The sequence below is a fragment of the Janthinobacterium sp. GMG2 genome (assembly GCF_033949445.1).
Classification (GTDB): domain Bacteria; phylum Pseudomonadota; class Gammaproteobacteria; order Burkholderiales; family Burkholderiaceae_D; genus Janthinobacterium; species Janthinobacterium aestuarii.
This window is the reverse complement of the sequence record NZ_JAXAWA010000005.1, coordinates 248,858-274,380: the sequence shown is the minus strand read 5'-3', so window position 1 is coordinate 274,380 and position 25,523 is coordinate 248,858. Positions and strand designations below refer to the sequence as shown.

The 25,523-nt window shown below is 63.6% G+C and carries 28 protein-coding genes; 10 read left to right on the top strand and 18 right to left on the bottom strand.

Translation table 11 applies throughout. The features are described 5' to 3' along the window. Positions 1-34: 34 nt before the first annotated feature. Positions 35-919, top strand: a complete 885-nt coding sequence (bla, locus tag SKZ59_RS19715; protein ID WP_319992709.1) for a subclass B3 metallo-beta-lactamase — start codon at positions 35-37, stop codon at positions 917-919. A 72-nt stretch (positions 920-991) separates the two neighbouring features. Further along, on the top strand, positions 992-1,471 hold the full coding sequence (locus SKZ59_RS19710; protein ID WP_319992708.1) for an META domain-containing protein: 480 nt from the start codon (positions 992-994) through the stop codon (positions 1,469-1,471). A gap of 107 nt (positions 1,472-1,578) precedes the next feature. Here the strand turns inward: SKZ59_RS19710 and epsC are convergent, their stop codons facing one another. After that, positions 1,579-2,517 (bottom strand): serine O-acetyltransferase EpsC, encoded by a 939-nt coding sequence (gene epsC / locus SKZ59_RS19705; protein ID WP_319992707.1) that lies wholly within the window; start codon positions 2,515-2,517, stop codon positions 1,579-1,581. Positions 2,518-2,705: 188 nt separating this feature from the next. On the opposite strand from epsC, the gene SKZ59_RS19700 reads away from it, so the two are divergent. Beyond that, positions 2,706-3,881 (top strand): multidrug effflux MFS transporter, encoded by a 1,176-nt coding sequence (locus SKZ59_RS19700; RefSeq protein ID WP_319992706.1) that lies wholly within the window; start codon positions 2,706-2,708, stop codon positions 3,879-3,881. 80 nt (positions 3,882-3,961) lie between these two features. On the opposite strand, the gene SKZ59_RS19695 is transcribed toward SKZ59_RS19700, so the two are convergent. Beyond that, positions 3,962-4,258: a hypothetical protein gene (locus tag SKZ59_RS19695; protein WP_128139773.1), complete on the bottom strand. Its 297-nt coding sequence runs from the start codon at positions 4,256-4,258 to the stop codon at positions 3,962-3,964. Between the two features lie 80 nt (positions 4,259-4,338). Further along, on the bottom strand, positions 4,339-4,779 hold the full coding sequence (locus SKZ59_RS19690; RefSeq protein WP_034757156.1) for a carboxymuconolactone decarboxylase family protein: 441 nt from the start codon (positions 4,777-4,779) through the stop codon (positions 4,339-4,341). 105 nt (positions 4,780-4,884) lie between these two features. On the opposite strand from SKZ59_RS19690, the gene SKZ59_RS19685 reads away from it, so the two are divergent. Then, positions 4,885-6,357, top strand: coding sequence for a PLP-dependent aminotransferase family protein (locus SKZ59_RS19685; protein WP_319992705.1), 1,473 nt, complete (start codon positions 4,885-4,887; stop codon positions 6,355-6,357). Here the strand turns inward: SKZ59_RS19685 and SKZ59_RS19680 are convergent. The 6 genes from SKZ59_RS19680 to SKZ59_RS19655 all read right to left on the bottom strand — a co-directional run bounded on the left by SKZ59_RS19680 (position 6,326) and on the right by SKZ59_RS19655 (position 9,954). Then, on the bottom strand, positions 6,326-6,916 hold the full coding sequence (locus SKZ59_RS19680; protein ID WP_072454688.1) for a DUF1287 domain-containing protein: 591 nt from the start codon (positions 6,914-6,916) through the stop codon (positions 6,326-6,328). The genes SKZ59_RS19685 and SKZ59_RS19680 overlap by 32 nt on opposite strands. A gap of 189 nt (positions 6,917-7,105) precedes the next feature. Next, positions 7,106-7,471, bottom strand: coding sequence for a DUF6616 family protein (locus SKZ59_RS19675; protein WP_319992704.1), 366 nt, complete (start codon positions 7,469-7,471; stop codon positions 7,106-7,108). A 16-nt stretch (positions 7,472-7,487) separates the two neighbouring features. Continuing rightward, on the bottom strand, positions 7,488-8,234 hold the full coding sequence (locus SKZ59_RS19670) for a HEAT repeat domain-containing protein (protein ID WP_319992703.1): 747 nt from the start codon (positions 8,232-8,234) through the stop codon (positions 7,488-7,490). Further along, positions 8,231-8,740, bottom strand: coding sequence for a MarR family transcriptional regulator (locus SKZ59_RS19665; RefSeq protein WP_319992796.1), 510 nt, complete (start codon positions 8,738-8,740; stop codon positions 8,231-8,233). Before SKZ59_RS19665 ends, SKZ59_RS19670 begins: the two co-directional genes overlap by 4 nt. Before the next feature lie 70 nt (positions 8,741-8,810). Further along, complete coding sequence (gene trxC, locus SKZ59_RS19660) at positions 8,811-9,260, bottom strand: thioredoxin TrxC (protein WP_219328264.1); 450 nt, start codon at positions 9,258-9,260, stop codon at positions 8,811-8,813. Between the two features lie 88 nt (positions 9,261-9,348). Next, positions 9,349-9,954: a LysE/ArgO family amino acid transporter gene (locus SKZ59_RS19655; RefSeq protein ID WP_034757131.1), complete on the bottom strand. Its 606-nt coding sequence runs from the start codon at positions 9,952-9,954 to the stop codon at positions 9,349-9,351. A gap of 202 nt (positions 9,955-10,156) precedes the next feature. On the opposite strand from SKZ59_RS19655, the gene SKZ59_RS19650 reads away from it, so the two are divergent. Together SKZ59_RS19650 and SKZ59_RS19645 are read left to right on the top strand one after the other, a co-directional pair. Further along, positions 10,157-11,047, top strand: a complete 891-nt coding sequence (locus SKZ59_RS19650; protein WP_319992702.1) for a LysR family transcriptional regulator ArgP — start codon at positions 10,157-10,159, stop codon at positions 11,045-11,047. Between the two features lie 105 nt (positions 11,048-11,152). Next, entirely contained in the window at positions 11,153-12,181 is a 1,029-nt protein-coding gene (locus tag SKZ59_RS19645; RefSeq protein WP_319992701.1) for an alpha/beta hydrolase, read from the top strand. A 118-nt stretch (positions 12,182-12,299) separates the two neighbouring features. Here SKZ59_RS19645 and phaP read toward each other — a convergent pair whose 3' ends face one another. The 6 genes from phaP to SKZ59_RS19615 all read right to left on the bottom strand — a co-directional run bounded on the left by phaP (position 12,300) and on the right by SKZ59_RS19615 (position 16,892). Further along, a complete protein-coding gene (phaP, locus tag SKZ59_RS19640) occupies positions 12,300-12,935 on the bottom strand; it encodes a TIGR01841 family phasin (protein ID WP_034757122.1) in 636 nt (211 codons plus the stop codon). Positions 12,936-13,209: 274 nt separating this feature from the next. Further along, positions 13,210-13,545, bottom strand: a complete 336-nt coding sequence (locus SKZ59_RS19635) for a hypothetical protein (protein WP_319992700.1) — start codon at positions 13,543-13,545, stop codon at positions 13,210-13,212. A 27-nt stretch (positions 13,546-13,572) separates the two neighbouring features. Next, on the bottom strand, positions 13,573-13,944 hold the full coding sequence (locus tag SKZ59_RS19630; RefSeq protein ID WP_128139780.1) for a VOC family protein: 372 nt from the start codon (positions 13,942-13,944) through the stop codon (positions 13,573-13,575). Between the two features lie 115 nt (positions 13,945-14,059). Then, positions 14,060-15,331 carry a YncE family protein gene (locus SKZ59_RS19625; protein ID WP_319992699.1) on the bottom strand — a complete coding sequence of 424 codons (1,272 nt, stop codon included), beginning with the start codon at positions 15,329-15,331 and terminating at the stop codon, positions 14,060-14,062. Positions 15,332-15,385: 54 nt separating this feature from the next. Then, complete coding sequence (locus SKZ59_RS19620; RefSeq protein ID WP_319992698.1) at positions 15,386-16,279, bottom strand: creatininase family protein; 894 nt, start codon at positions 16,277-16,279, stop codon at positions 15,386-15,388. A gap of 142 nt (positions 16,280-16,421) precedes the next feature. Further along, positions 16,422-16,892 (bottom strand): SRPBCC family protein, encoded by a 471-nt coding sequence (locus tag SKZ59_RS19615; protein WP_319992697.1) that lies wholly within the window; start codon positions 16,890-16,892, stop codon positions 16,422-16,424. 134 nt (positions 16,893-17,026) lie between these two features. Here SKZ59_RS19615 and SKZ59_RS19610 point away from each other — a divergent pair, with 134 nt between their 5' ends. Then, positions 17,027-17,443, top strand: a complete 417-nt coding sequence (locus SKZ59_RS19610) for a hypothetical protein (protein ID WP_319992696.1) — start codon at positions 17,027-17,029, stop codon at positions 17,441-17,443. A 31-nt stretch (positions 17,444-17,474) separates the two neighbouring features. Beyond that, positions 17,475-17,912 carry a GFA family protein gene (locus tag SKZ59_RS19605; protein WP_319992695.1) on the top strand — a complete coding sequence of 146 codons (438 nt, stop codon included), beginning with the start codon at positions 17,475-17,477 and terminating at the stop codon, positions 17,910-17,912. A gap of 23 nt (positions 17,913-17,935) precedes the next feature. Here SKZ59_RS19605 and SKZ59_RS19600 read toward each other — a convergent pair whose 3' ends face one another. The 3 genes from SKZ59_RS19600 to SKZ59_RS19590 all read right to left on the bottom strand — a co-directional run bounded on the left by SKZ59_RS19600 (position 17,936) and on the right by SKZ59_RS19590 (position 22,028). Beyond that, a complete protein-coding gene (locus tag SKZ59_RS19600; RefSeq protein WP_319992694.1) occupies positions 17,936-19,582 on the bottom strand; it encodes a methyl-accepting chemotaxis protein in 1,647 nt (548 codons plus the stop codon). A gap of 84 nt (positions 19,583-19,666) precedes the next feature. After that, positions 19,667-20,788: a patatin-like phospholipase family protein gene (locus SKZ59_RS19595; RefSeq protein WP_070304287.1), complete on the bottom strand. Its 1,122-nt coding sequence runs from the start codon at positions 20,786-20,788 to the stop codon at positions 19,667-19,669. A 313-nt stretch (positions 20,789-21,101) separates the two neighbouring features. Further along, positions 21,102-22,028, bottom strand: a complete 927-nt coding sequence (locus SKZ59_RS19590; RefSeq protein ID WP_319992693.1) for a LysR family transcriptional regulator — start codon at positions 22,026-22,028, stop codon at positions 21,102-21,104. A 106-nt stretch (positions 22,029-22,134) separates the two neighbouring features. On the opposite strand from SKZ59_RS19590, the gene SKZ59_RS19585 reads away from it, so the two are divergent. After that, complete coding sequence (locus SKZ59_RS19585; RefSeq protein ID WP_070304285.1) at positions 22,135-23,694, top strand: MFS transporter; 1,560 nt, start codon at positions 22,135-22,137, stop codon at positions 23,692-23,694. 221 nt (positions 23,695-23,915) lie between these two features. Beyond that, a complete protein-coding gene (locus SKZ59_RS19580) occupies positions 23,916-25,133 on the top strand; it encodes a maltoporin (RefSeq protein WP_034757095.1) in 1,218 nt (405 codons plus the stop codon). Positions 25,134-25,523: the final 390 nt, after the last annotated feature.

Here is a 25,523-nt window from a genome sequence, read left to right as displayed (position 1 = left end):
ATACGCCACCCTGGCAACACGGATAAGGATCGCAATGCCCCCTACTCTTACACGCGTGCTGGCCATGGCCCTGCTGCTGGCCGGCCTCGTCGCTCAGGCGCAGACGCCGGGCTGCGACGTCTGCGCCACCTGGAACGCGGACCAGGCGCCGTTCCGCATCTTCGGCAATACCTATTATGTGGGCGTGAAGGGCCTCAGTTCCGTGCTGGTGACGTCGCCGCAAGGCCACGTGCTGGTCGACGGCGGCTTGCCGGAATCGGCACCCAAGATCATCGCCAATATCGCCGCCCTGGGCTTTCGCATCGAGGACGTGAAACTGATCCTCAATTCGCACGGCCATATCGACCATGCGGGCGGCCTGGCCGAACTGCAGCGGCGCAGCGATGCGCTGGTGGCCGCCAGTCCTTCGGCCGCGCTGGACCTGGCGTCGGGCGAAGTGGGCCCGGACGATCCGCAATACCACGCGCTGCCCAAGTACCCGCCCGTCAAGGACATGCGCCTGGCGCGCGACGGCGGCCAATTCAACGTCGGCCCCGTCAACGTGACGGCGCACGCCACGCCGGGCCACACGCCCGGAGGCCTGAGCTGGACATGGCAATCGTGCGACGGCCCCCGTTGCCTGAACATGGTCTATGCGGACAGCCTCAACGCCGTCTCGCGTCCCGGCTTCAAGTTCAGCGCCAGCAGCGAGTATCCGAACGCGGTGGCGGACTTGCGCCACAGCTTCGAGACACTGGAAAAACTGCCGTGCGACGTGCTGATCTCGGCCCACCCGGAAGCATCGCAGCTGTGGGAAAGGCTGGAAGCGAGCGCCACGGCCGGCAGCGAGGCGTTTGTCGACCCGCAGGCTTGCCGCGCCTACGTGGCGGCGGCGCGCACCGTGCTCGAGTCCCGGCTGGAGCAGGAAAAACAGCAGTGAGCTTGTCAACCGTGCACGCTGGCGCGGCGCCGATCTGCTACGCTGGCGCCATTCAATTGAAGAAGGATTGCCATGTTCACACTCGCCAGACTGATTCCTCTCGCCGCCATCGTCGCCATCACGGCCGGCTGTGCGCAAACGCCCGTGCGCAGCGACGCTGCCGCCGCCGCGCCAGGCGCCACCTCGCCCGCCAAGCCGGCGCCGAAGCTGACGGGCACGCAGTGGAAGCTGAAGGAATTGAAGGGCAAGCAAGTGGTGCGCAAGGCGCCCGAGCAGCGCGAAGTGACCCTGCAGCTGGCTGAAGGCCGCGCCAGCGGCAACAGCGGCTGCAACCAGATGATGGGCGGCTACACCAGCGATGGCATCAGCACCTTGAACTTTGGACAGATGGCCGGCACCATGATGATGTGCCAGCCGCAGGACATGGACCTCGAGCGCCTGCTGCTGGCCACCCTGGGCGAAGTCAACGGCTACCGCTACGCCGACCAGGAATTGCTGCTGCTGAAGGATGGCGTGCCCGTGGCGCGGTATGAAGTGCTGACGGCGAAGTAAAACTGTGGGGTCAGTCGCTTCGCGATCGGAATCCGCCCTTTGGGGCGCATTCCCCCGTCGGGTCTGACCCCAGCACTAACTCTGGAGTCAAGCCCCTTCCGACGCACCTAATCGTTGCGCATCTGCGCCTGCGATACATTGCTGTTAGCTGGCACGCTCTGCGTCAGCCACACATTCCCCCCGATAGTCGACCCCGCGCCGATGGTGATGCGCCCCAGCACGGTCGCGCCCGCGTATATGACCACGTCGTCCTCGACGATGGGGTGGCGCGGCGTGCCCTTGATCAGCGCACCGGAAGCGTCAGCCGGAAAACGCTTGGCGCCCAGGGTGACGGCCTGGTACAGGCGCACCCGCTGGCCGATGATGGCCGTCTCGCCGATCACGACGCCCGTGCCGTGGTCGATGAAGAAGGAGGCGCCGATGTGCGCGCCCGGGTGGATGTCGATGCCCGTCAGGGTATGCGCGATATCGGCGATCAGGCGCGCAAGGAATGGCGCACCGAGCGCGTGCAGCTGGTGCGCCAGGCGGTGGTACAAAATGGCGATGGTGCCCGGATAGCACAGCATGATCTCGGCCACCGAGGTGGCGGCAGGGTCGCCTGCGTAGGCGGCCTGCACGTCCGATACGAGCAAGGCGCGGATATCGGGCAGGCTGGCGGCAAACGCGCGCGTGATGTCGCGCGCCTGCTGCGCCAGGGCTGCGTCGTCGCTGGCGGCATCGCCCTCATCACCGGCCGGTACGGAAAAGAGCAAACCGCGTCGCACTTGTTCGCTGAGGCGGTTCAACGTGGTATTGAGCGTGTCGCCGACAAAGTAGTCGATACTTTCGTCCGTCAGGTTGGGGCGCCCGTAATGGGTGGGGAACAGGGCCGCCGACAGGCCGTTGACGATGGTGGTGAGCGCTTCGCGCGACGGCAGTTCGCGCACCCTGCCGTTATGGCGGATCTTGTGCTTGTCTTCGCGCGAGCTGCGCAAGGCCTGGATCACGGGCCCCAGGTTCCACTGGGCCGTGTCGTCGGCGGGCGCCGCGGGATAAATGCTGTGCATGGGTATCGCTTCCAGAAAACGGCGAACAAGCCGGGTCGCCCCAGCTTAGCGGCCAGGCACTGCGATTCCAACGAAGAATTCCAAGATTACATATACGAAAAACGCATATCAACCGCGTGGCGGCCAGCGATCAAACCCGATTGTTGCCACTAGCGTAAAATGACGGACTAACAAAAACACTGTTTAACATGACTAAATTATTAACATGGATCTTGGCGGGCCTGGCGATGGTCGGACCGCTTGCAATTGACACCTATCTGCCGTCGTTCCCCGCCATCGTGCAAGATTTCAATGCCAGCCCCCTGCTGGTGCAGCAAACCCTGAGCTTTTTCCTGTTCACGTTCGCCTTCATGATGCTGTTTTACGGCACGCTGTCAGACTCGTTCGGCCGCCGTCCCGTGATCCTCGTCTCGCTGGTGCTGTATGTGATCGCCTCCGTTGGCGCCGCGCTGGCGCCGTCGCTGGGCTGGCTGCTGGCCTGGCGCGTGCTACAGGGACTCTCGGCGGGCGCCGGTTCCGTGATCGGCCGCGCCATCGTGCAAGACCGCTATTCGGGCGCCGCCGCGCAGAAAATCCTCTCGCACATCATGATGGTGTTCGCGCTGGCGCCGGCCATCGCGCCCGTGCTGGGCGGCTGGCTGCAGGTGGGCCTGGGCTGGCGCTGGATCTTCTGGTTCCTCACGGCGTTCGGCGTGCTGATGTTCGTCGTCGTCTGGCGCGCGCTGCCGGAAAGCTTGCCGAAGGAACAGCGCCAAGCCTTCCACCTGGGCGACATCGCCGTCAATTACTGGAAGGTGCTGTGCCACCGCCAGTTCCTGCTGCTGTCGACGGCCATCGGCGCCGCCTTTGGCGGCTTCGCCCTGTACATCGGCTCGGCCGCCTACTTCATCATCAACATCCTGCACCTGCCGGAAACGGCATTCGCCTGGCTGTTCATTCCACTGATCAGCGGCATGGTGTTCGGCTCGGCCCTGTCGGCGAAAATCGCCCACCGCTACAGCCAGCGCCAGATGATCTGGGCCGGCTTCATACTGATGCTGGTGGCGGCCGCCGCCAACATCGGCTACAACTATGTCTTTGCCGCCGAAGTGCCGTGGGCCGTGCTGCCGCTGTTCTTCTATTCATTCGCCCTGTCCATCGCCATGCCGCCGATGACCCTGATGGCCTTGAACCACTTCCCCAACAACAGCGGCCTGGCCTCGTCGATGCAGTCGTTCATCCAGATGCTGCTGTTCGCCCTCGTCTCGGGCCTGGTGGCGCCGCTGCTGTTCGACAGCGCCTTGAACCTGGCGTATGGCGTGATGGCGGGATTGCTGGTGAGTTTGGCTTGCTGGGTGTTTGCGCAAGGGAAGAGCAACGCGTAGGTCGGATTAGGCCCGGAGGGCCGTAATCCGACAACATTGTTGGCGGGTGGCGTCGGATTACGCGCAAGCGCTAATCCGACCTACGGCCACGGCGCAGGGGTGACGTCAACATATTGCGCCCCGCCCTGCTCCGGTTCCGCTTCATCCTTTTGCGACGGCTGGTTCAACGACCCGGCCGGCGAACGCAGACTCAAGATCTCCTTGCGCGTCTCAACGAAGTCTGCCGAACTGAGCGGGTGCTGCTGGTCGGGCCAGTGGCTGACAGCCCACTCCTGCAAGGCTTCGAAACGCCGCCACAGTTCGGCGATGAATTCGCGGCGCGCTTCTTCCTGTTGCTCGGGCGTCTTGTCGGCGCCTTCCCCGATAGGTACTTGCATGGCTGCTCCCTGGCTGATCAATCGTCCTGCCAGCCTACGCAGGGACAAGCCATGCGTCTGTTCGCGAACGAACAAAGAACTTATTCCGGCATCTTGCGAAAGCCCACGGCCAGGCGGTTCCAGGTATTGATGGAGCCGATGGCCAAGGTCACGTTGACCATTTCCGCCGGCGTCAATTGTTCCGCCAGCGCAGCATAATCTTCATCGGACGCGTGGTTCTGCGGCAGCAGAGTCAGCGCTTCCGTCCAGGCCAGCACGGCCCGCTCGCGCGGCGTGAAGAACGGCGTTTCGCGCCAGACGGACACGGCATACAGGCGGCGCTCCGTTTCGCCCGCCTTGCGCGCGTCGCTCGTGTGCATGTCCACGCAAAAGGCGCAGCCATTGATTTGCGAAGCGCGCAGGCGGATCAGCTCGAGCAGCGAGTGTTCGACGCCCAGCTTGGCGATCGCCGCTTCCAGCGCATACATGGCCTTGATGGCATCGGGCGAAGCTTGCACAAAGTCGAGTCGTTGCTGTGTCATGATGGCATTCCTTGATAAAGTAGAGATACATCATTGTAGAAGCGCAAGAAGAGCGTGCGGCAGGCCAATCTCCCCGAAAAACAGCAGACCACCAGCAGACACACCATGGAATTACATATCCTGATCGACGGCACGCGCGACCTGGGCGGCCAGCTGTACCGCCAGCTCAGCGAAGCCATCCGCTCGGGCCGGCTGACGGACGGCCAGCAATTGCCACCCTCGCGCCTGCTGGCCAGCCAGCTGGGCCTGTCGCGCAAGACGGTGTCCGACGTGTATGACAAGCTCGGTTACGAAAAGCTGCTGGTCGGCAAAGTAGGCGTGGGCAGCTTCGTGCAGACGCCGCACGCCTCGCCGCAACGGCGCCACGCCAGCGCGCCGCTGGCCAGCGCGCAGCGCATCGCCCGCTGGGAAGCGACGCCCACGCCCCTGCGCCGCGCCAGCCAGGAAACGCCGGCGCGCTACGCCTTCATCGGCGGACGTGCCACGCCCGCGCACTTCCCGCAAGATGAATGGCGCGCCTGCATGCTGCACGCGCTGCGCCAGGGTGGCCAGGCGCGCGGCCGCTATGGCCCCGTGGAAGGTTTGCCCGCCTTGCGCGCGGCGATTGCCGGCCATGCCGCCTTCAGCCGCGGCATCCATTGCACCGAGGAGCAAGTGCTCGTCACCAGCGGCGCGCAGCAAGCCTTGCACCTGCTGGCGCAAACCTTGCTGGAACCGGGCGACACGGTTGCCGTGGAAGAACCCGGCTACCCGGTGGCGCGCGCCGTGTTCGCCAGCCAGGGCGCGCGCGTGGTGGGCATCGAAGTGGACGAGGATGGCCTGATCGTCGGGCAAATTCCGGACGGCACGCGGCTGATCTATGTCACGCCCGCGCATCAATTCCCGCTGGGTATGCCGATGAGCATGGCGCGCCGTCACGCCTTGCTGGAGCGGGCGCAGCAGCTGGGCGCCATCATCATCGAGGACGATTACGACAGCGCCTTCCGCTACGAGGGCCGGCCCGAGGATGCGCTGCAAAGCATGGACCGCTACGGCATCGTCGCGCACGTGGGCAGCTTTTCCAAGATCATGCTGCCGGAACTGCGGCTCGGCTATGTGGTGCTGCCGCAAGCCATCGTGGCCGCCGTGCAGACGGTGAAATACCTGAGCGATTGCCATACGGCCAGCCTGGGCCAGCATGCGCTGGCCAAGTTCATCGGCGACGGCCATTTGCTGCGCCACATCCGCCGCTGCCACGACATCTATGCGGGGCGGCGCGAGCGTCTGCTGCACTGGTTCAACGGTCCGCTGGCGCCGTGGTTCCGCCTGGTGCCGGCCAGCGCCGGCTTTCACGTGGCGGCCCTGGCCCAGGCGCCGCTCGATATCGCCGAATTGCAGCGCCGCGCGCGCCAGGCCGACATCAGCCTGTATGCGCTGGCCAGCTTTTACCATGGCCCCGCCCGCTATGAAGGCCTGTTCCTCGGCTATGGCGCCATTGACAAGCTCGATATCGACACGGCGCTGGCCAAGGTGCTGGCGATCCTGCAGGAAATAGCGCCCGTATCCGTCAGCGCGGCTGCCAGCGGTAGTGTCCCGTGATCGGATAGCTGAACAGAATATTTTCCTCGCGCGCGCCCTCGCCGATGTTGTGGATGATGAGCGGCACGCCGCCCCACGACTGTTTGTCGCTGACGATGCCGATGTGCGTGAGGTTGCCCGGCAAGCGCCACGTGACGATGTCGCCCGCGCGGTAGGCGTTCGCCTCCTTGCTTGGCGGCAGGCTGGTGCCGTGGCGGGCAAAGTAGGTGCCCAGGTTCGGCACGCGGCGGTGGTCGATATTGCGGTCCGGTCCCTTCATCTGCCAGCGTCCCTGCTGCTGGTACACCTGCCACGCCTTGCGCATGTCTTCGTGTACGAGCACCTGCAAATCCTGCCCCAGCTGGCGGTAAGCGCGCACGACCACGTCCGTGCACACGCCCCGCTCGAGCGGCACGTCGCCGCCCGGATAGGCGAGCCGTTCATAGCGCGGATCGTACTGCACGGTCACGCCCACCTGCTTGCGGGCGGCGGCGACGAGGGCTTGCGGGGTGGCAGGGACTGCCGACGCCAGCATGGGCGCCAGGGCAAGCAACAGGGTGGAGAGCAGTTTGGTCGGCATCAACGTCAGTGTTCGGATGGAAATGCCAACTTTACCGCAGCGGCAAGGAAAACGCCGTACGCTAAGTAACCCCCAATAAATTATTGTGATTTCTGACTTCCATAACCGGCGCTCTGCGGCGTTGCCCGCTGCTAGCAGTGCTCGCACTGCGTCGCAGCGGGCGCCTTGCATAGCATCCGGTTCTGTTCGTCATAATTTCACAATAATTTCCTGAGGATTACTTACGGCCGCCAGCTGCGCCAGGTGGCCAGGGAAATCCACGGCCGTGCCAGCCGCATTGACGGTGTCGAAGTAATCATGCCAGCCCGTGGCGGCGATGCCGGCCAGCAAGGCGTCCAGTGCCGCCTCGTCCGGGAAGCGCCAGACGGCATAGAATTGCTGGGCAGCCGCGTGCAGCTTGCCGCCATCGATGGCGCCCATGGCCAGCGCTTCGGCGCCCAGGCCGGACAAGGCCGCCATGCCGGCGCCGACCGTGTCGAAATACGCCTGGTGCGCGGTGCCATCGAGGGCCAGCCAGGCCGGTTTCGGGCTGTATAGTTCTAACAGGTAATGCATGTTTTCCTCCCAATGATTAAGAAAGCGAGCGCTGGGCGCGCTTGCAGATGCGTTGCGTCGCGGCAGCGGGGCTTTCCTGCAGCCATTGCGCGCACAGGCTGCGCACCCAGTCCGGCTGGCTCTTGGCCGCATCGTTGAGCCAGTTGGCCACGGAATCCTGCACGTAGATGGCCGGGTCGGCGCGCAAAGGCTGCAGCACGGGCAAGGCCAGCTGCGGCTGCGCCTTTAACTGGGCGATATGCGCGCACCACACGCCGCGCGGACGCAGCGCTTCGCAGGCAAAGCGGCGCACCCGCTCCGACGGGTCCGCCGTCCACGGCACCAGCAAGCTGATGGCCTCGTCAAGATGCGCCGCCAGATGGGGACGCAGCGCCAGCCAGGCCCATTCACGCACGCCGAAGTGGCCATCGTCGGCCAGCGGCCGCATGGCTGCCAGCCGCTGCGGCAAGCTCAATCCAGCCTGGGCGGCGATGGCAAAGCAGGCCCAGCCCCGTACCATGTCGGATGGGTGGGCTTGCAGCACAGCCAGATCGGCCTTGGCGTCAAGCAGCAATTGCGCCGCCAGCGCCATGCGCCTGGTGATGCCGTCTGCCGCCTGCGCGCGCATCTGCTCCAGGTGGGCGGCGCCAATACCAGGCACGGCCGCGGCAAGCAGCTGGGCGAAATCGATGGCCAGCCCTTCCGTCAGGGTGGCGCTGGGCACATTGCCCCCGTTCAGCAGGGCCAGGCGCGCGGGCGCGATGTCGGCGATGCCGCGGCTCATGCGGCACCCCGGTCCGTCTTGCGCCAGGCTTTTTCCAGCAGCGCGCTCAACAACTGCATTTCTGCCGGCGTGAAATCGGCAAACAGGCTGGCGATCCACTGCGCGTGCTCATCGACCAGGGTCGCGGCGGCCGCTTCTCCCTTGGGGCTCAGGCGCACCAGCAGCTTGCGCCGATCAAGCTGGTCAGCATGGCGCGCGAGGAAACCGTCGCGTTCCAGGCCGTCGAGCAAGCCCGTGATGGTGCCGCGCGTCACGCCTGCCCGCTCGGCCAGTGCGTGCGGCGAAAGTCCGTCGGGCACGTCGCGCAACAGAGACAGCAGCACAAATTTCCCTTCCGACAAGCCATGCCGGCCCAGGCGCACAGCGCAATCGCCATCGATGGCGGACGCCAGGCCCAGCACTTCAAAGCACAGGCGCAAGCGTCCGATCGATGCCTGCGTGTCCGCGCCGAGCGCGCGGCGCTGCACATCACCGAGCAAGGCCGTGTATTTCTGTTCGAGTTTTATCATATGGCGCAATATAATATGGCACCATATTAAATGTCAAATGGAAAACCGCGAAGGCTTTCCTTGCTGCTCAAAGACGGGCTTTATCCCTCGCCCACGCGACGATGGCATTGGCATCGATGGCGCCCGGCTGGCGCGCCACTTCCACGCCCTTGCGAAACAGGGCCAGAGTAGGAATGCTGCGGATATTGAAACGGCTGCCCAGGTCCGGCGACGCTTCCGTATTCACCTTGACGACGCGAAACGCCGGCTCCAGGGTCTTGGCGGCTTGCACATAGAATGGCGCCATGCTGCGGCACGGGCCGCACCACGGCGCCCAGAAGTCGACCAGCACGGGAATGTCGCTGCGTTCGATATGCTTGAGGAAACGGGCGCTGGCCAGGTCCACGGGCTGGCCCGTGAATAAATCCTTCTGGCACTTGCCGCAAGTGGGCTGTTCCGCGAGCCGCGCGGCGGGCAGGCGGTTGACGGCGTCGCAATGGGGGCACACGATGTGCAGGGAGTCTGGCGTGTTGGTCATGGCATTCCTGAAAAGCATAGCGTCAAGTTGACGGCTATTCTACGGGGAATTGCCGCGCGCCGCAGGCAGGCTGCGGCGCTTCTTCCGCTTACAGGAACAGCGAGGCGGCGATGGCCCACATGACGAGGGCAATGATGCCGTCGAGCACGCGCCAGGCCATGGGCTTGGCAAACACGGGCGCCAGGTAGCGGGCGCCAAAGCCCAGCAGGAAGAACCACAGGGCCGACGCCATGATGGCGCCGCCGGCGAAGTAGAAGCGTCCCACGCCTTCATGCTGGCCGCCGATCGAGCCGAGCAGGATGACCGTGTCGAGGAAGGCGTGCGGATTCAGCAGGCTGAACGCCAGCGCCGCGCCGATCACGGCCCAGTAGCCTTCGGGCGACTTGGCGGCCGACACCGTCAGGGCCGTCGGGCGCCAGGCAGACTTGGCCGCGCGCAAACCGTAGGCGATCAGGAACGTGGCGCCGCCGGCCTTGGCCCATAGCAGGAAATTCGGGTTGTCGGCGATGAACGTGCCCATGCCGGCCACGCCGGCCGTGATCAACATCGCGTCGCACACGAGGCAGACCAGGATACAGGTGAGCACGTAGTGGCGCTTCAAGCCCTGTTTGAGCAAAAAGGCGTTTTGCGTGCCGATGGCCACGATCAGGCTCGCGCCGAGCCCCATGCCTTTCAAGAAGATTGCGCTGTCCATATCGATTCCTTTATTGCTTTCCATCACGCGCACGGCCGCCCACGCTCTGCCGGCAAAGGCAAAGTCATCAGAGGTAGGTGGAGGGTGGTGCGGAACCAGGAGGACCGCGCGGCAGAGTGGAGTTGTTACCCTATTTCAACAGTGTAAAGAAAAAGTAAATATAAGTATAATGAATGATTCTAACCATATATAAGAGAAACTTATGCGTGTCGTCGATTACCGTGGATTGGCCGCCCTCGACGCCGTGATCGGACTGGGCAGCTTTGAAAAGGCCGCGCAGGCGCTGGCGATCAGCCAGCCGGCCGTGTCGCAGCGCATCCGCACCCTGGAAAATCTGGAAGGCACTCTGCTGATCATCCGCAGCCATCCGCCCCTGCCGACGGAAGCGGGCCAGCGCCTGATCGCCCATTACCGGCAAGTCAAGCTGCTCGAAGCGGCGCTCGACGCCCAGCCCGGCCCCACCACGCAATTGCCGGCGCTGGCCATCGCCGTCAACGCCGACAGCGCCGCCACCTGGATTCCGGAAGCGCTGGGGCCGCTGCTGTTGCCGCCGTCCTGCCTGCTCGATATCCGCCTCGACGACCAGGACCACACCCTGAGCCAGCTGCGCGAAGGGCGCGTGTTTGCCTGCGTCACCAGCGCCAACGACCTGGTGGCCGGCACCACGGCCACGCCGCTGGGCGGCATGCGCTACCTGTGCGTGGCCTCGCCCGTGTTCGCGCAGCAGTGGTTTCCCCATGGCTTTACGGTCGAGGCCGTCAGCCAGGCGCCCGCCATCACGTTTGGCAGCAAGGATGCGCTGCACGAGCGCTACCTGAAGCACCGGCTCGGCTACACGGGCCGCTATCCGCACCATGTGCTCGGTTCGGCGCGCGACTTCGTGCGCTTCATCGAAGCGGGCTATGCTTATGGCATGGTGCCTTTGCTGCAGGCAGAAACGGCGCTGGCCGCCGGCCGGCTCATCGACGTGGCGGCCGGGCAAGCGCTCGACGTGCCCCTGACCTGGCATGCCTGGGATATCCAGACACCTCTCACGCGCACGCTGTCGGACGCCGTCATCGCCACGGCGCGCAAATGGCTGTTACAGGATTGATTGACGCATGCAACATTTATCTATGCTAGAGAGCAACTTTCCCATGTGCGCCCTGCCCAGCCTGGCCTACACTGCAAGCATCATCCACCACCACCGGGAGCTTGCATGACGATCCTGCGCACCACCCTGCTCGGCGTGCTGGCGGCCATCCCGCTCGCTGCCGGCCTGGCCGCCTGCTCGCCCTTGACCGCCATCAATGCCTTGTCGTCCGGCAGCGCCTCGCAAGTGACGCGGGGCCTGGCCTACGGCCCCCTGCCACGGCAGAAGCTCGACGTGTATGCCCCCAAGGCCCGCACGGGACCCGTGCCCGTCGTGGTGTTCTTTTATGGCGGTAACTGGACGACGGGCGAACGCGCCGACTATGCCTTCGTCGGCCACGCGCTCGCTGCGCGCGGCTACCTGGCCGTGATCGCCGATTACCGGCTGTATCCGGACGTGCACTACCCCGAGATCTTGCAGGATGCGGCCCGCGCCGTGGCCTGGGCCGCGATGGAATCGCGCCGCCATGGCGGCGACCCGACGCGCCTGTTCGTCATGGGCCATAGCGCCGGCGCCTACAATGCGGCCATGCTGGCGCTCGACGCCAGCCTGCTGGCGCGCCACGGCATGCGTCCGCACGACTTGCGGGGCTGGATAGGCCTGGCCGGCCCCTATGATTTCCTGCCCATCGAAAACACCACGACCCGGCCCGTCTTTTTTTACCCGGACACGCCCGCCGCTTCGCAGCCGATCCACCATGTGACGGCCGACGCCCCGCCCGCCCTGCTGATCGCCCCGCTGCCCGGCAAGGACAAGCTGGTCAATCCGCAACGCAACACGGGCGGCCTGGCCAGCGCCTTGCGGGCGCTGCACCGGCCCGTGACGGAAACCTATTTCGACCACGTGGGCCACGCCACCTTGGTCGCCACGCTGGCCGGCCCCTTGCGCAGGCTGGCACCCACCCTGGATGCCGTCAGCGCCTTCATCAATGCGAACAGCGGGACCGGGAGCGGTGATGCGGCCTCGTCCGCAGTCTTGTCCGCGGTCTTGTCAGATACAGCCTTGCCGGCAGGCATAGCCTTGCAGCCTCACGTACCTGGCGCGGCCATGCCGGCGCCTGAGCCGCACGCCTACGACAAAACGCCCGCCCCGTGAAGGGCGGGCGTTCTGCCTGAACCAATACGCACGATACCGCGTGCCGTCTGGCCGCATAGCTAGCCGCATAGCAAGGCTCGGCCCTCGCGATGCGGCTCAGCTGCAAGCAGCCTCGTGCTTACTCTTTGCGGCTGGCGCCGCTCTTGCTTTGTGCAGAGCCCGCTTGCGAGGCGCTGCCGCTGGCCGAGCCTTCGCTGCCGGCCGACTGCTGGCTGCCCTGGTGGCTGGCACTTTGCAGGCTTTGACCGTCACGGCTTTGCGCGCCACGTTGCTGGTCGCGGTTGGCGCCGTTTTGCTGATAAGCCTGGAACGGTTCGGCCATGCGCTGCATCGCTTCCTGCTGCTTGCGCACGTTTTTCTCCGTTTCTTCCGAAGCGGTGCGGGCCACTTCTTCGGCCAGGGCCTTGGCGGTACGGCTCGTTTCATTCACATGACGCTCTGCCACATTGGCCAGTTCGACCTGCGTATCGGCGGCCAGGCGCGACACCTGTTGCTGGTACTTGCGCAATTGCTCGGCGGCTGGCTGGCCCGATGCGGCAGCCACCTGGAACGCATCTTCAGCGCGCTCGACCGTCAGCAGGTTCTGGCTGGTGACCGTGGTTTCTTCCAGCAAGCCTTGCGCCAGTTGCATATTCAGGTCACTGAACTGCTGCATCGATTGAAACAGCGACTTCGACAGGCCATTGAAGAAAGCCAGTTGTGCTTCCAGGTGGTTTTTGGCGGCGGGGGTAACACTACGGGAATATGGATACATGGAGTTCCTCATTAAATAGCGGTTGGGTGGACATATGGCGGCACCACCGGCTGTCGAACGGATAGGCAGACGGCCGGGCTACGCCACGAAACGCGAAAAAACATATCCGGTTGGTGGGAAGATGCTTTGCAACGCGAGTCCCAAGGCTACGTGAGCACCGCAGGTGAGGGATGATCTGGATCAAAGGTGCGCCAGGCAGCGCAGAAAGTTTGTACTGGACAGCCTGCCCTTGGCAAACGTCAGTAACAGAGGGGGAAATTTGTGCCAGGCAGGCTCAGCCAACGGCGCCCGTGCCCGGCACAACGGGCTTGTAACCATGGCTGCGCAGCGAGGCTTCCAGCCAGCGGTTGCCATACCAGCCACGCGCCAGCAGGTAACTGAGTTCCGCGCCGGCCATCAGCAGCATCATCGGGCCGATGCGCATTCCGGTGGCGAGATGACTGCCAAACCACAGGCAGGCATCCATCGCCAGCATGAGCAGCAACAACCACCAGCGGCGCTTGGCGACGGCCCAGAACGAGCCCAGGAACAGGGCCGGCCAGGAAAAACCCGCTTTGACGTAGGCATAGCGGCCGGCATCGTCGGCGAACAGGGTGGCGCTGCGCTTCATGCTGCTCTCTTCAGGTAATGCCCGGCGTCAAGGCTCGGGACGGTGGCAGACGGCTTCGACATTGTGGCCATCGGGCCCCAGCACGAAAGCGCCATAGTAATTCGGGTGGTACAGGGCGCGGATGCCTGGCGCGCCATTATCCTTGCCGCCCGCTTCCAGCGCGGCCTTGTAGAACGCGTCCACCTGGGCACGGTTGTCCGCCGCGAAGGCCAGATGCATGCCGGCATGCGGCTTGTCGCCCACGCCGAACCAGAAATCGGGCTTGCCATCCTTGCCCATGCCAACCCAGCCCTGCTCTTCCATCACCACCGATACGCCCAAGGGCGCCAGGGCGGCCGAAAAGAAGGCCTTGCTGGCCTGTGCATCGCTGACATTCAAACCGATGTGATCAAGAATCATGGTGGCGCTCCCTGGAGGTAGTGGAATAGAAAATACAGTATGCGCCAATATTGCTTTTTAGGCAATCACGACTGTATATTCGCCGCAGTTACTCCAGGAAGCGCCATGCGCCAGCCTAGCGCAGGTTGCCCGTATGGCCGAGCGAATAGCGGCCCGGCTGCGGCCACACGGTCAGGCCGTGCGGCTCCTGGCCGACTTTGACCTTGGCAACGTCGCCGCTGTTCGTATCGATGCGGTAGACCACGTCGTCGAAACGGCCGGACAGCCACAGATATTTGCCGTCGGCGGACACATTGCCCATGTCCGGGCTGCCGCCGCCGGGAATCGGCCAGTTCGACACGACTTTTTCCGTGGCGAAATCGATCACGCTGACGCTGCCCTTGCCCTTCGGCTTGCCATGGATGCGGTGCGTGCCGCGGTTGGCCACGTACAATTTCTTGCCGTCACGGCTAGGGTACAGGCCATGCGCGCCCACGCCCGTCTGGATGAAGCCGATTTCCTTCAGGGTGGCGCCATCGACGATGTGCACGCCGTCGGCGTCCATGTCGGCGATAAAGAATTTCTTGCCGTCTGGCGAGATCCGTATGTCTTGCGGCATGCCCTTCTTGACGCTGCAGATTTCATTCGCCGGGCCGCCCACAGGACCGGACTCGGCAAAGCGCTTGGCCGGCATCTGCAATTTCAGGTAGCCGTCGACCTTGCGGCCCACCAGATCGATCTTGGCGATGGTGCCGTCGAACTCGCAGGTGAACATGGCGTAGCGGCCGTCATTCGAAAAGTCCGCATGGTTGATGCCGCCGCACTGGGGCGTGTCGATCGAATACTGCACGGCCATGGTCTTCGGATCGCGGAAATCGAGGCGGTGGCGCGCTTCGGCCACGACGATGGCGGACTTGCCATCGGGCGTGTAGTACATATTGTAGGGGTCATCGACGGGCACTTCCTTGCCCGGCTTGCCCGTCAACGGGTCGATTGGCGTCAAGCTGCCCTTGTCCGTGCGCTCGGCATTGTTCGCCACCCACAGGGTGCGCAAGTCCCACGACGGCACGACGTGCTGCGGGCCGCTGCCGACCTTGAACTTGTCGACCACTTTCAGGCTCTCCTGGTCGATCACGTACACATCGTTCGAGCGCAGATTGGGCACGTAGACGCGGCGCAAATGATCCTTGACGACGGGGCTCATATTGCTGCTGGCGATGCTGCCGTACACGTTTTTCGGATCCACCAGCGGCGGCATGCCCGGCAGCGGCGAATAGGCGGCGGCCGGCGCTACGGCGGCCGGGGCCGGCGTGCTGGCGCCGGTGACCTGGCTGGCCACGCCCAGGCCGGCCAGTGCGGCAGCCAGGGCGGACAAGGTGACGATGGTACGTCGTTGAGATTTTTTCATGTGATTTCGCGTCGTTTCGTTGCAAAAGCCGGAAGTTCAGCACTCCCAGCGGAATTATTTAGTACGTTGCAGCAGCTGCTTGATGGCGGCCACCGACGTGTCCACCTGCAACTTGATACCGATCTGGCCCAGTTCAGCCGTCGCCCGCGAGGCGTCGCCACGCACGCCGTCAGCCACACCAGGCTTCGGCCCGTGCGCCATGGCCTCGCTGCGCACCAGCGACGGGTCCGTCGCCAGCATCAGCGCCGCGTCCGCCAAGCCCGCATGCAGGCCGATCTCGGCGCTGCTGTGGCCGCGCTTTTGCAGCTCGGCAATGTAGGCCGATTGCGTGATGTCATAGTAGTCGAGCAAGGCGTAAGCGCGCGCATCCTTGGCGGTGGCGGCTTTGCCCCAGGCACGGTTGAGCTTGTTGGCTACGTTCTGCTCGTTTTTTTGATAGCCGCCATGGTCGCCGAGGAAGATGATGTCGCGGAAACCATGCTGGCGCAGGCTGGCGGCCGCCCCTTCCAGCACGGCTTCGAAAGCGGCGGGCGGAATCGAGATCGTGCCGGCAAAGCGCATGTGGCCGGCCGGCGGAACAATCGCGCCTTCGGGCACATAGGAAACGACAGGCGCGACAATGGTATTGCCCAGTTTTTGCGCAATCTGCCGCGCCAGCAGCCCGGCGCGCACATTGTGCTTGCCCAGCGCGATATACGGCCCGCTCTGCTCGACGCCACCTATCGGCACCAACACGGTCGTGGCGCCGTGGTCGATACGGCTGCGCAACTCCGTGCTCGTCAGCTCTTCCAGCATGACGCTGCTGCTGGCGGGCGCAGCCGCCATCGCGGGCGCCGTGAGCAGCAGACACGAAAACGTCAGGACGAACAGGGAAACGAGGGGCTTGCGCGAAATGCGGAGCGTGGATGGCGCGCAAGGCGCCGTTCGCTGGGGGAACTGCAGAGTCATAAGCCAACATCTTTCCGAGGTCAAAGGCGCCGTGCCCGGCCTTGCCAGGCAAGCTGGCTGCCACGCAGGAATTGTATTCCATCATGAGGGGAACGGCACGTTAATTTGACGCGGCAGTTTGCAAGGAATTGACGAGGGGAAACTATCCATCAGGCTGTTGTCGCGCCGCCCCCGCCGCCTCGCCATCATGGAGAGTCTCGTTACGCTTCTCGGCATAGGCCTTAAGCGAGCGCATCGTCCTGGGAAGCCCGTCCCGGACTTGCCTGGCAACGCCTGGCCCGAACAAAAAGGCAAGCGCTCCCGTAAACCACACCCGGTGAACGACTTCCGATCCGCCATCTGCGGCAACCACCGTGTGCTCGAAATGGATGCGGAACAAAGGGATGTAGCCTTCGACGGTGAACGAGCGGCCCGCGGAGCGCTCCGTGACGAGCATGGGAATGCCCATCCCCTTGCTGGGAACTATCCTGCCATGTGTTCCCACCGCAAATGGCCCATTGAGCCGGGCTTGCTTGGTGTCCGGATCCCACTGATGCCATCGGTCGACCTCGCTCCAAATCTGATCGACGACCGTGGGCGGGACGGCAATGTGGATGCTTTCTTCGATTTGCATCAGTGGGGTATCTCCCTATTAATATCAATATAATTGCATTCTGGCTATACAAACAAATGACAAGGCATGTATCCACACCTGGGCACGATGCTACCCTAGAAACGCTGGCCAAGAGCCCTTAGATTTTGAAAATTATGAATGCAACACATTGGAGAGTTCAGGAGCTACAGCATCACTCGGCCGATATTGTCTGGCTGGATGCCGAGGAAGCTCGCCATGCCTATGATTTGGTCGGCCTTCATGACTCGAAGACGCATCTGGGCCTGAACGTTGACACCGTCGATTCAATCGAGCGGCTCGCCTCCGGAGACGATGTGGCCGCCGCAAGCAGCTGGTTACGTGCCCGTGTGCCGGGAATTCAGCAGGTCATAGTGGTGTTTGGAGAAGACGCATGCTTCATCTGCAGCAGTGCGTTCCTGATCGAGAACTGGTCGGATATTTTTGTGCCGTCACGTGACGACGCGATGATCTATTCGAAGGACACGCCGCTTATCCTGTTTTATTGCCATGAGAATCAATTCGAGCTGGGGCAACGGATTGTCTTTGATTGAACGGCCATAAGCCGTCATTGAAAGGAAAAAAATGAAAAGCACGGATGGAAAGTTACGAGGTTCATGCCATTGTGGATCTGTAAGATTTCAAGTTCGACTTAGCGACGGACTCAAGACAGCAAGGCGCTGCAATTGCTCCTATTGCCGCATGCGCGGTGCGATAGCAGTTTCTGCGGCGCTTCAGGATATAGAGATCACTTCTGGAGAGGAATTGCTCACCCTCTATCAGTTTCACACCATGCAAGCGAAGCACTATTTCTGCTCAAAATGCGGGATATACACACATCACCAACGCCGGTCAAAACCCGATCAATTCGGGATCAATGTAGCCTGCCTGGAAGGAATCAGTCCGTTTGACTTTGAAGAGGTAGCAGTCAACGAAGGCCGACTCCATCCAAAAGACAAAAGTGCTGGAGGCGGACCTGACATCGCTGGATACCTGCGCTTTTTTCCTAATACCGCCCCTTAAATGAACCGGAGCGGTCAAAAGATTTAGCCGCGAGCACTACGTCCCGGCAGCGCCACCCGCCGGCTGGCGGCAGTTGTTGCCGGGGCCGGCAAGCCGCCCGCCACTTTCAACGCCGTCCCTTGGGCGTCGCCGCGCAGGCGGAACACGGCCACCACGTCGACCAGCTCGACCGCGCGGTCTTGCAGCGAGGATGCGGCGGCGGCGGCCTCTTCCACCAGGGCCGCGTTTTGCTGGGTGACCTGGTCCATTTGCGAAATGGCCTGGTTGACCTGTTCGATGCCGGCGCTTTGTTCGTGGCTGGCGTTGGCGATATCGCCCATGATGTCCGTCACGCGGCGGATGCTGGCGACGATTTCTTCCATCGTCGCGCCCGCCTGGTCGACCAGCGCGCTGCCCGTGTTGACTTTATCCACGGAATCCTCGATCAAGCCCTTGATTTCCTTGGCGGCAGCCGCAGAGCGCTGCGCCAGGTTGCGCACCTCGGTGGCCACCACGGCGAAGCCACGGCCCTGCTCGCCTGCACGGGCCGCTTCCACGGCCGCGTTCAGCGCCAGAATATTGGTTTGGAAGGCAATGCCGTCGATTACGCCGATAATGTCGGCGATCTTCTTCGCCGATTCGTTGATCGACCCCATCGTGCCCACCACTTGCGCCACCACGGCGCCACCCTTGCGGGCCACGTCCGAGGCGGACACGGCCAGCGAGTTCGCCTGGCGCGCATTGTCCGTATTCTGGCGCACGGCCGAGGTCAGCTCTTCCAGGCTCGACGCCGTTTCTTCCAGCGATGACGCCTGCTGTTCCGTGCGCACGGACAAGTCCGCGTTGCCGGCGGAAATCTGCGCGGCCGCCACGCTGACCGTATCGGCCGAGGCGCGCACGGTGGCGATCACGCCGACGATGCGCTCGAGGAACTTGTTGAAGGCCGTGGCCGTGCGGCCCACCTCATCCATGCGCTCGACGGGCATGGCGGCGGACAGGTCCAGCGAGGCGCTGACTCTTTCCAATGTATGTTCGATATTGCCCAGGCCGCCGCTGATGGTGCGGTAGATATGCCAGGCCAGCGCGCCCGTCAGCAGCACGGCCAGGCCCAGCACGGCCAGCATGGTGCTGAACGCCGTGTCGTAGGCGGCCAGGCTTTCCGCCTTCACGTCATCGACCAGCTTGTTGTTGTAGGCGATATGGTCATCCATGCTCTTTTTCGCGGCGGCGGCCGTGATGGCCAGCGGCGTGCCGGCCAGCAAGGTGGCGCGCACGCCATCCATGTCGCCCGCGTAGGCGGCGGCAAAGAATGGCGCCAGCGCGCGGCGGTAGGCTTCCATGGCGGCCTGGTCGGCGTCGAGCATCTTGCTGTCCGTCGCGTCATACAGGCGCTCGGCTCGGTAGGTGGCGATGACCTTGTCGAAATTCGTGTTGGCATCGGCCACGGCCTTGTCCAGCGCCGTCTTGTCGGCCAGGTTCGAGAACACGGACAGGCGGTAGCCGGCCAGGCGCGAATCGGCGAGGAAACCCTTGGCCGCATTCAAGCCCTGGATGCTGGGAATGATACGGTTTTGCACGGTGTCAAAACGCTCCTGGGCGCGCTGCAGCTGGATGGCGCCGCCGGCGCCCAGCAATAGCAGGGCCAGCAAGGCGATGGTGAGGGTCAGAATTAATTGCTTGGTGAGATTCATGGTGTGTCACAGTAAAAAGGTAGCCTGGCAAGGCCAGGCGGGATAAGAGCTGCCGATCAGGTGGCCGGGATCGCTTGCAAGCGGCTAAGCTGCCATTGGGGCGGCGTCAGGCGCGCGGCGCAGCAAGTCGCCATGCTGGCGGCAAAACGCCAGGCCCGCCTTGTGGCCCACGTCGAATAGCAGCTGCATGTTCGAACTGGACCAGTCCAGGGTGTCGGGCCAGTGCTGCTCCGGGATGCCGCCCATCAGGTCGAGCTTGAGCAAACGCCGCTTGGGCTGGCCCGTGCGCGCATCCGTGTTGTGCTCGAGCTCAAACAGGCGCAGCTCGCTCTTGGAAATTTTCACGAGCGGCGTAATGATGGAGCGCACCCAGGCGTCGTACAGGTTGCGCGGCTTGCGCAGCAAGCGCTCGTCACCGAGGATGTCGAGAATGACCAGGGTGTCGGCGTCATGGTGCTCGCCCTTGCCTTCGATAAACGGGTCGAAATTGAGCGTGTCGAGGGCCGCGCCTTCGATGTAGTCGTCGCCAGCGATGGTCGTCGGTGCATACAGGAAGGGGAACGACAGAGCCGCACGCACGTGGATCGGTTCGATCTCGTGCTTGCCCCAGATTTGCATGCGGTGCTCGCTGAGGTTGTAGGCATTGATGTAGAAATCGGGGCGCATGCGCGCCACGCCCGAGAAATCCACGGCTTTTTCCAGGAAGGGCAAATGCGCGCACAGGCCCAGGCTTTTCGCCGACAAGTCCGATGGCGACAGCGACGACACCATCAGCTTGCCCCAGTCGGACCAGGCCGTGGGCACGCCCGCAAACGTTTGCTGGAACGCCTGAAAAAAAGGATTGTTGGCCGGCGGCTGGAAGGCATCGCGGAAAGTGCTCGCATGCATGCCCGGCTTCTGGAAGACCTTGTAGTTGATCGGGATCATCTTGTAGATGCTGTCGGCCACGCCCGTGTCGGCCCAGCTTTGCAAGGCCTGGCGCGGCGTGGCTTCGTGCGGCGTCGTGTAAAGCAAACCCATCAACACACCGGCGCCCGAGGCGGAAATGACGTCGAATTCGATGCCCTCATCGAGAAACGCGGCCAGGGCACCGGCGATCAAAGTGGAATTTGGTGCGCCGCCACCGAGCAGCAGACCCGTTTTGCGGGCCGGTTTCGCTGTCGCGGCTGATGCCGGATCCGGCGGTGTCGTCGTGACTGTCTTCATGCACACTCCCTGAACGGAACGGGACTATCATCCCTTAATTGTTGGTTACTACACGCTGATGGCGCCTAATCCTGCCCATGTCCCCACCAGCGGCGAGCCGATGCAATGTTGCAGAAACAGATATGAAATTAACATAAATAAATTCCTTATGGCAATTTCCATAACGAATGATGGGTATTCAGAAAGGGTATAAGTTGATGCCGTGCGGCATAGCTTGATGCGGTGCAGCAAATATAAATTCGGCGGCGTTAGGATTAATCGCTTTAGGGTAGGAATATTCCCCAAGCAGCCGCCAGCGCGGCGGCCAGGGGCATCAAGGGAGTGGCGCGGGGCCGGGAGGGAGCGAAGAGAAATGCAAGTGGGTACACAAATGGTCAACAAAGACGCGAATTTTTGGCGACAAGTGGCGGCTTGACGGCCACAGCACCCAGAACTTGCTCGAGTGCAGCAAGTAGCCGGCCAGCACCGCTTGCAGTTCGCCGCGCGCGATGGCGTCGCACACGATAAAGTCAGGCAGATAGGCGAGGCCCACGCCCTGTGTGGCGGCGCCGATCAAGGCTTCGATATTGTTGCAAGTCAAGGCGGTCGGCAAGCGCAACTCGCCGCCGCTGTCGCCCTCGGCGCGCTGCAAGGCCCATTCCTGCAACTTGCCCGTGGTGGGAAATTTGTAGCGCACGCAAGCGTGCTCTTCCAGCGCGCGCGGCGTGGCCGGCACGCCATGGCGGGCGAAATACGCGGGCGAGCCGACGATGGCAAAGGCAAACGGCCCCAGTTCGCGCGCCATCAGACGCGAATCGGTCAGCGTACCGCTGCGCACGGCCACGTCGACGCCTTCGGCCACCACGTCGACAAGGCGGTCGTTGAAATCGAGGTCGAGTTCGATCTCCGGGTACAACCGGGTAAATTCCGCCAGCAGGGGCAGGATGATGCGGTAGCCGATCACGGGCAGGCTGACACGCAGCTTGCCGCGCGGCGCTTCTGCCAGGTGCGACAGTTCCGCCTCGGCATCGCCGAGGTCGGCCAGGATGCGCTGGCAACGCTCGTAAAACAGCGCGCCCTGGTTGCTCAGGCTGATGCGCCGCGTGCTGCGGTTGAGCAGGCGCACGCCCAGCTTTTCTTCCAGCCGCGCCACGCTCTTGCCCACGGCCGAAGCCGACACGCCAAGCAGCCGCCCGGCCGCTACATAGCTGGAAGTTTCCGCCGCGCGCACGAAGGCGGCAATACCATTCAGATTATCCATGCGATCTCACTAGGGAATATTTGTCCGTTATGAGCGGATTTTCAACCACTTTTTCACAGATTACGTCCATATTATCATCGGATTCCCTCTTTCTGGAATCATTCCCATGGATACGAATCTTCCCGCGCAAGCCCCGGAACCAGCGACTGCACGGCGCACGCTGGTGCTGGCAGCCGTCTGCCTGGCCGCGCTGTGCATGCCGCTCAGTTTTACGGGGCCGGCCATCGCCATTCCCGCCATCGCCGCCGACCTGCACGGCACGCCGCTGGCGCTGGCGTGGATCACGAATGCCTTCATGCTCAGTTTTGGCGGCTGCCTGATGGTGGCCGGCGCGCTGGCCGACCGCTATGGCCGCAAGCGCGTGTTCCTGCTGGGCATGGCCGTGTTTTCCGCCGCCGCGCTGGCACTGGCGGCCGCGCCCGGCATTGTGTGGCTCGACGTGCTGCGCGCCGTCCAGGGCCTCGGTTGCGCCATGGCCCTGTCGAGCGGACTGGCGGCCCTGGCGCAGGAATTCGACGGCCCCGCCCGTGCGCGCGCCTTCAGCCTGATCGGCACGGCCTTCGGCGTAGGTCTGGCCTTCGGCCCCTTCCTGGCAGGCACCTTGATCACGCACACGGGCTGGCGCGCCATTTTTGCGGCCACGGCCGCGGCCGGCCTGGCCGCCCTGCTGGCCGCCGCGCGCGCCATGCGCGAATCGCGCGACCCGCAGGCGCAAGGTGTCGACTGGCCCGGCGCCCTGACGTTTACCGGTGCCCTGTCCTTGTTTACCTATGGCTTGCTGCAGGCGCCCGATAGTGGCTGGGGCAGCGCCGCCAGCCTGGGGCTGCTCGGTGGCGCGGCCTTGCTGCTGGGCGTGTTCATCCGCGTGGAGCGGCGCGCGTCGCGCCCCATGCTGGACTTGACCCTGTTCCGCCTGCCCGCCTTTGCCGGTGTGCAATTGCTGGCGGCCGCGCCCGCGTTTTCCTTTGTCGTGCTGCTGGTATTGCTGCCGGCCCGCTTCATCGGCATCGAAGGCTACAGCGCGCTGGAGGCGGGACGCATGATGATCGCCCTGTCGGCGCCCATGCTGGTGCTGCCGATCCTGGCCGGCATGGCGGCGCAGCGCATCGCCGCCGCGCACATTTGCGCCACCGGACTGCTGCTGGCGGCCGGTGGCCTGCTGTGGCTGTCCACTTGTGCGCCGGGCCAACCGCCCGTTACCTTGATCGGGCCGCTGCTGCTGATCGGCTGCGGCATCAGTCTGCCGTGGGGCTTGATGGATGGCCTGGCCATCAGCGTCGTGCCCGTCGAGCGGGCCGGCATGGCGGCCGGCATCTTCAATACGACGCGCGTGGCGGGTGAAGGCCTGGCGCTGGCCATCGTCAGCGCGCTGCTCGGTACGCTCACGATGGCGGCCTTGGGCAAGGTGCCCGGCCTCGCCACGGAGCAGGCGGCGCTGGCGGCGCCCTTCCTGGCGCTGGGAGAATTACGCCATGCGGGCGCTCTGTTGCCGCAGGCCGGCGCCGCCGAACTGGCGCAAGCGTATGGCGCCGCCTTCCGCCACTTGCTGTATGTGCTGGCCAGCATTACGACGGCCTCGGCCTTGCTGATCCTGGCCTTCCTGCGTCATCCGGCGGCCGTGCCAACGGACACGACCGCCCTGCCCGCCTGCAAGGCGCAGCAATAAGTCACGACCATCACCGTTCCTCCTGCCGTACACGGCGGCGCCCACGCGCCGCCGTCCCTGATGTTTCTCCGCAACACCTCAAAAGTTTCAAGGAATAAAACTAGTTTACTGATCAAAGCGCTTTGAACTATACTCAAAGCGCTTTGAAACATAACTAAAGCGCTTTGGTTGTGCGAAATTACGCGCGCTAATCCCACACCTATAAAAACACTGGAGACACAATGAACAAATTTTTCTTGAAAGCGTTGCCAGCGGCAGTGCTCATGGCCTTGAGCGCGTCGGCCCAGGCCGCCCTGCCGATCGACTTCGGCGGCTACATCCGTTCGGGCTTCGGCACCAGCAGCGAAGGCGGCAAGGAAGCGTGTTTCGGCCTGGCTGGCGCATCGTCCAAGTATCGTCTGGGCAATGAGTGCGAAACCTACGGCGAGCTGAAATTCGGCGGCGAAGCCTTCAAGGCAGCCAACGGCACCACTTTCCGCATCAATACCCTGGTGGCGTTTTCCGTCAATCAGAACCAGGATTGGGAGCAATCGGACCCGGCGTGGCGTGAAATGAACGTGGTCGCCGACAAGATCGGCACGGGCGCCTTCGCCGAAGCGCGCGCCTGGGTCGGCAAGCGCTACTATGACCGCCAGGACGTGCACATCACCGATTACTACTTCTGGAATAACAGCGGCCCGGGCGCCGGCCTGGAAAACATCGACCTGGGCGCCGCCAAGCTGGCCTACGCCATCGTGCGCACGGCCGACGATGGCGACAGCAATCGCATGGGCCTGTCGCACGACTTGCGCTTCTCCGGCATCAAGGTCAACCCCGATGGCGAACTGACCCTGGGCCTGCAATTCAACCAGAAACGCAACGCGCAAGGCGCGGCCCCCATCGCCAGCGGCCACTTGCTGACCATCATGCATACGCAAGGCAATCTGCTGGGCGGCTTCAACAAGGTGGCATTGCAGTACGGCAAAGGCAGCGCCGCCAACACGGGCGGCTTCAGCCTGGGCGCCGGCAAGGATGACAAGGTCGTGCGCCTGACGGAACAGATCATGATCCAGCCCAAAGGCGCGTGGTCGGGCATGGGCACCTTCGTCTACGAAGACAAGGAAACGGCAGGCGTGAGCAGCAAATGGACATCGATCGGCGCGCGTCCCGTCTACCACTTCACGGACAACTACAGCCTGGCCGTGGAACTGGGCCACGACATCGTCAAGCCGGAAGGCGGCGAGAGCCGCAACCTGACCAAGCTGACCTTCGCGCCGCAACTGTCGGCCGGCAACAGCTTCTGGTCGCGTCCCGTGCTGCGCGCCTTCTACACCTACGCCAAATGGAACAAGGCAGCCCAGTCGGCCGCCGCCGCGGAATCGGCGCTGTCGTCGACGGGCGTGTTTGGTGGCAAGACCAACGGCAGCTCGGTTGGTTTCCAGGTCGAGTCGTGGTGGTAAGAGCATCTGAAAAACGTCCATGGCGGCGTTGCACGGTCTTGCCGTACTAGCGTACTGTCTGCGACCGCGCGCCTTGCCCTGAACGTTTTATCAGACGCTCTTTATTGACCAGAGGCATCCAACACTGGCTGACGCCGCAAGGCGCCAGCCACTGGCAGCAGCACCGCCCGCTCATTCAGGGGCAGGTAGTAACCGGACCCACCATTTCGCCGCTGCACGCGATGGCCGGCAGCTTCAATGTAGTGATTCAGCAGTATCCTCTTTTAGCGCGGGCGCCCCTGGGTTTGCCCGCGTATTTTTTTGGGCGCTGCCGCCGCTTGTCACACCCCTGATCATTCCGGCATTTATCAGATAAACTACCCTGCATTGCACGGCACCGCACCGCTCCCG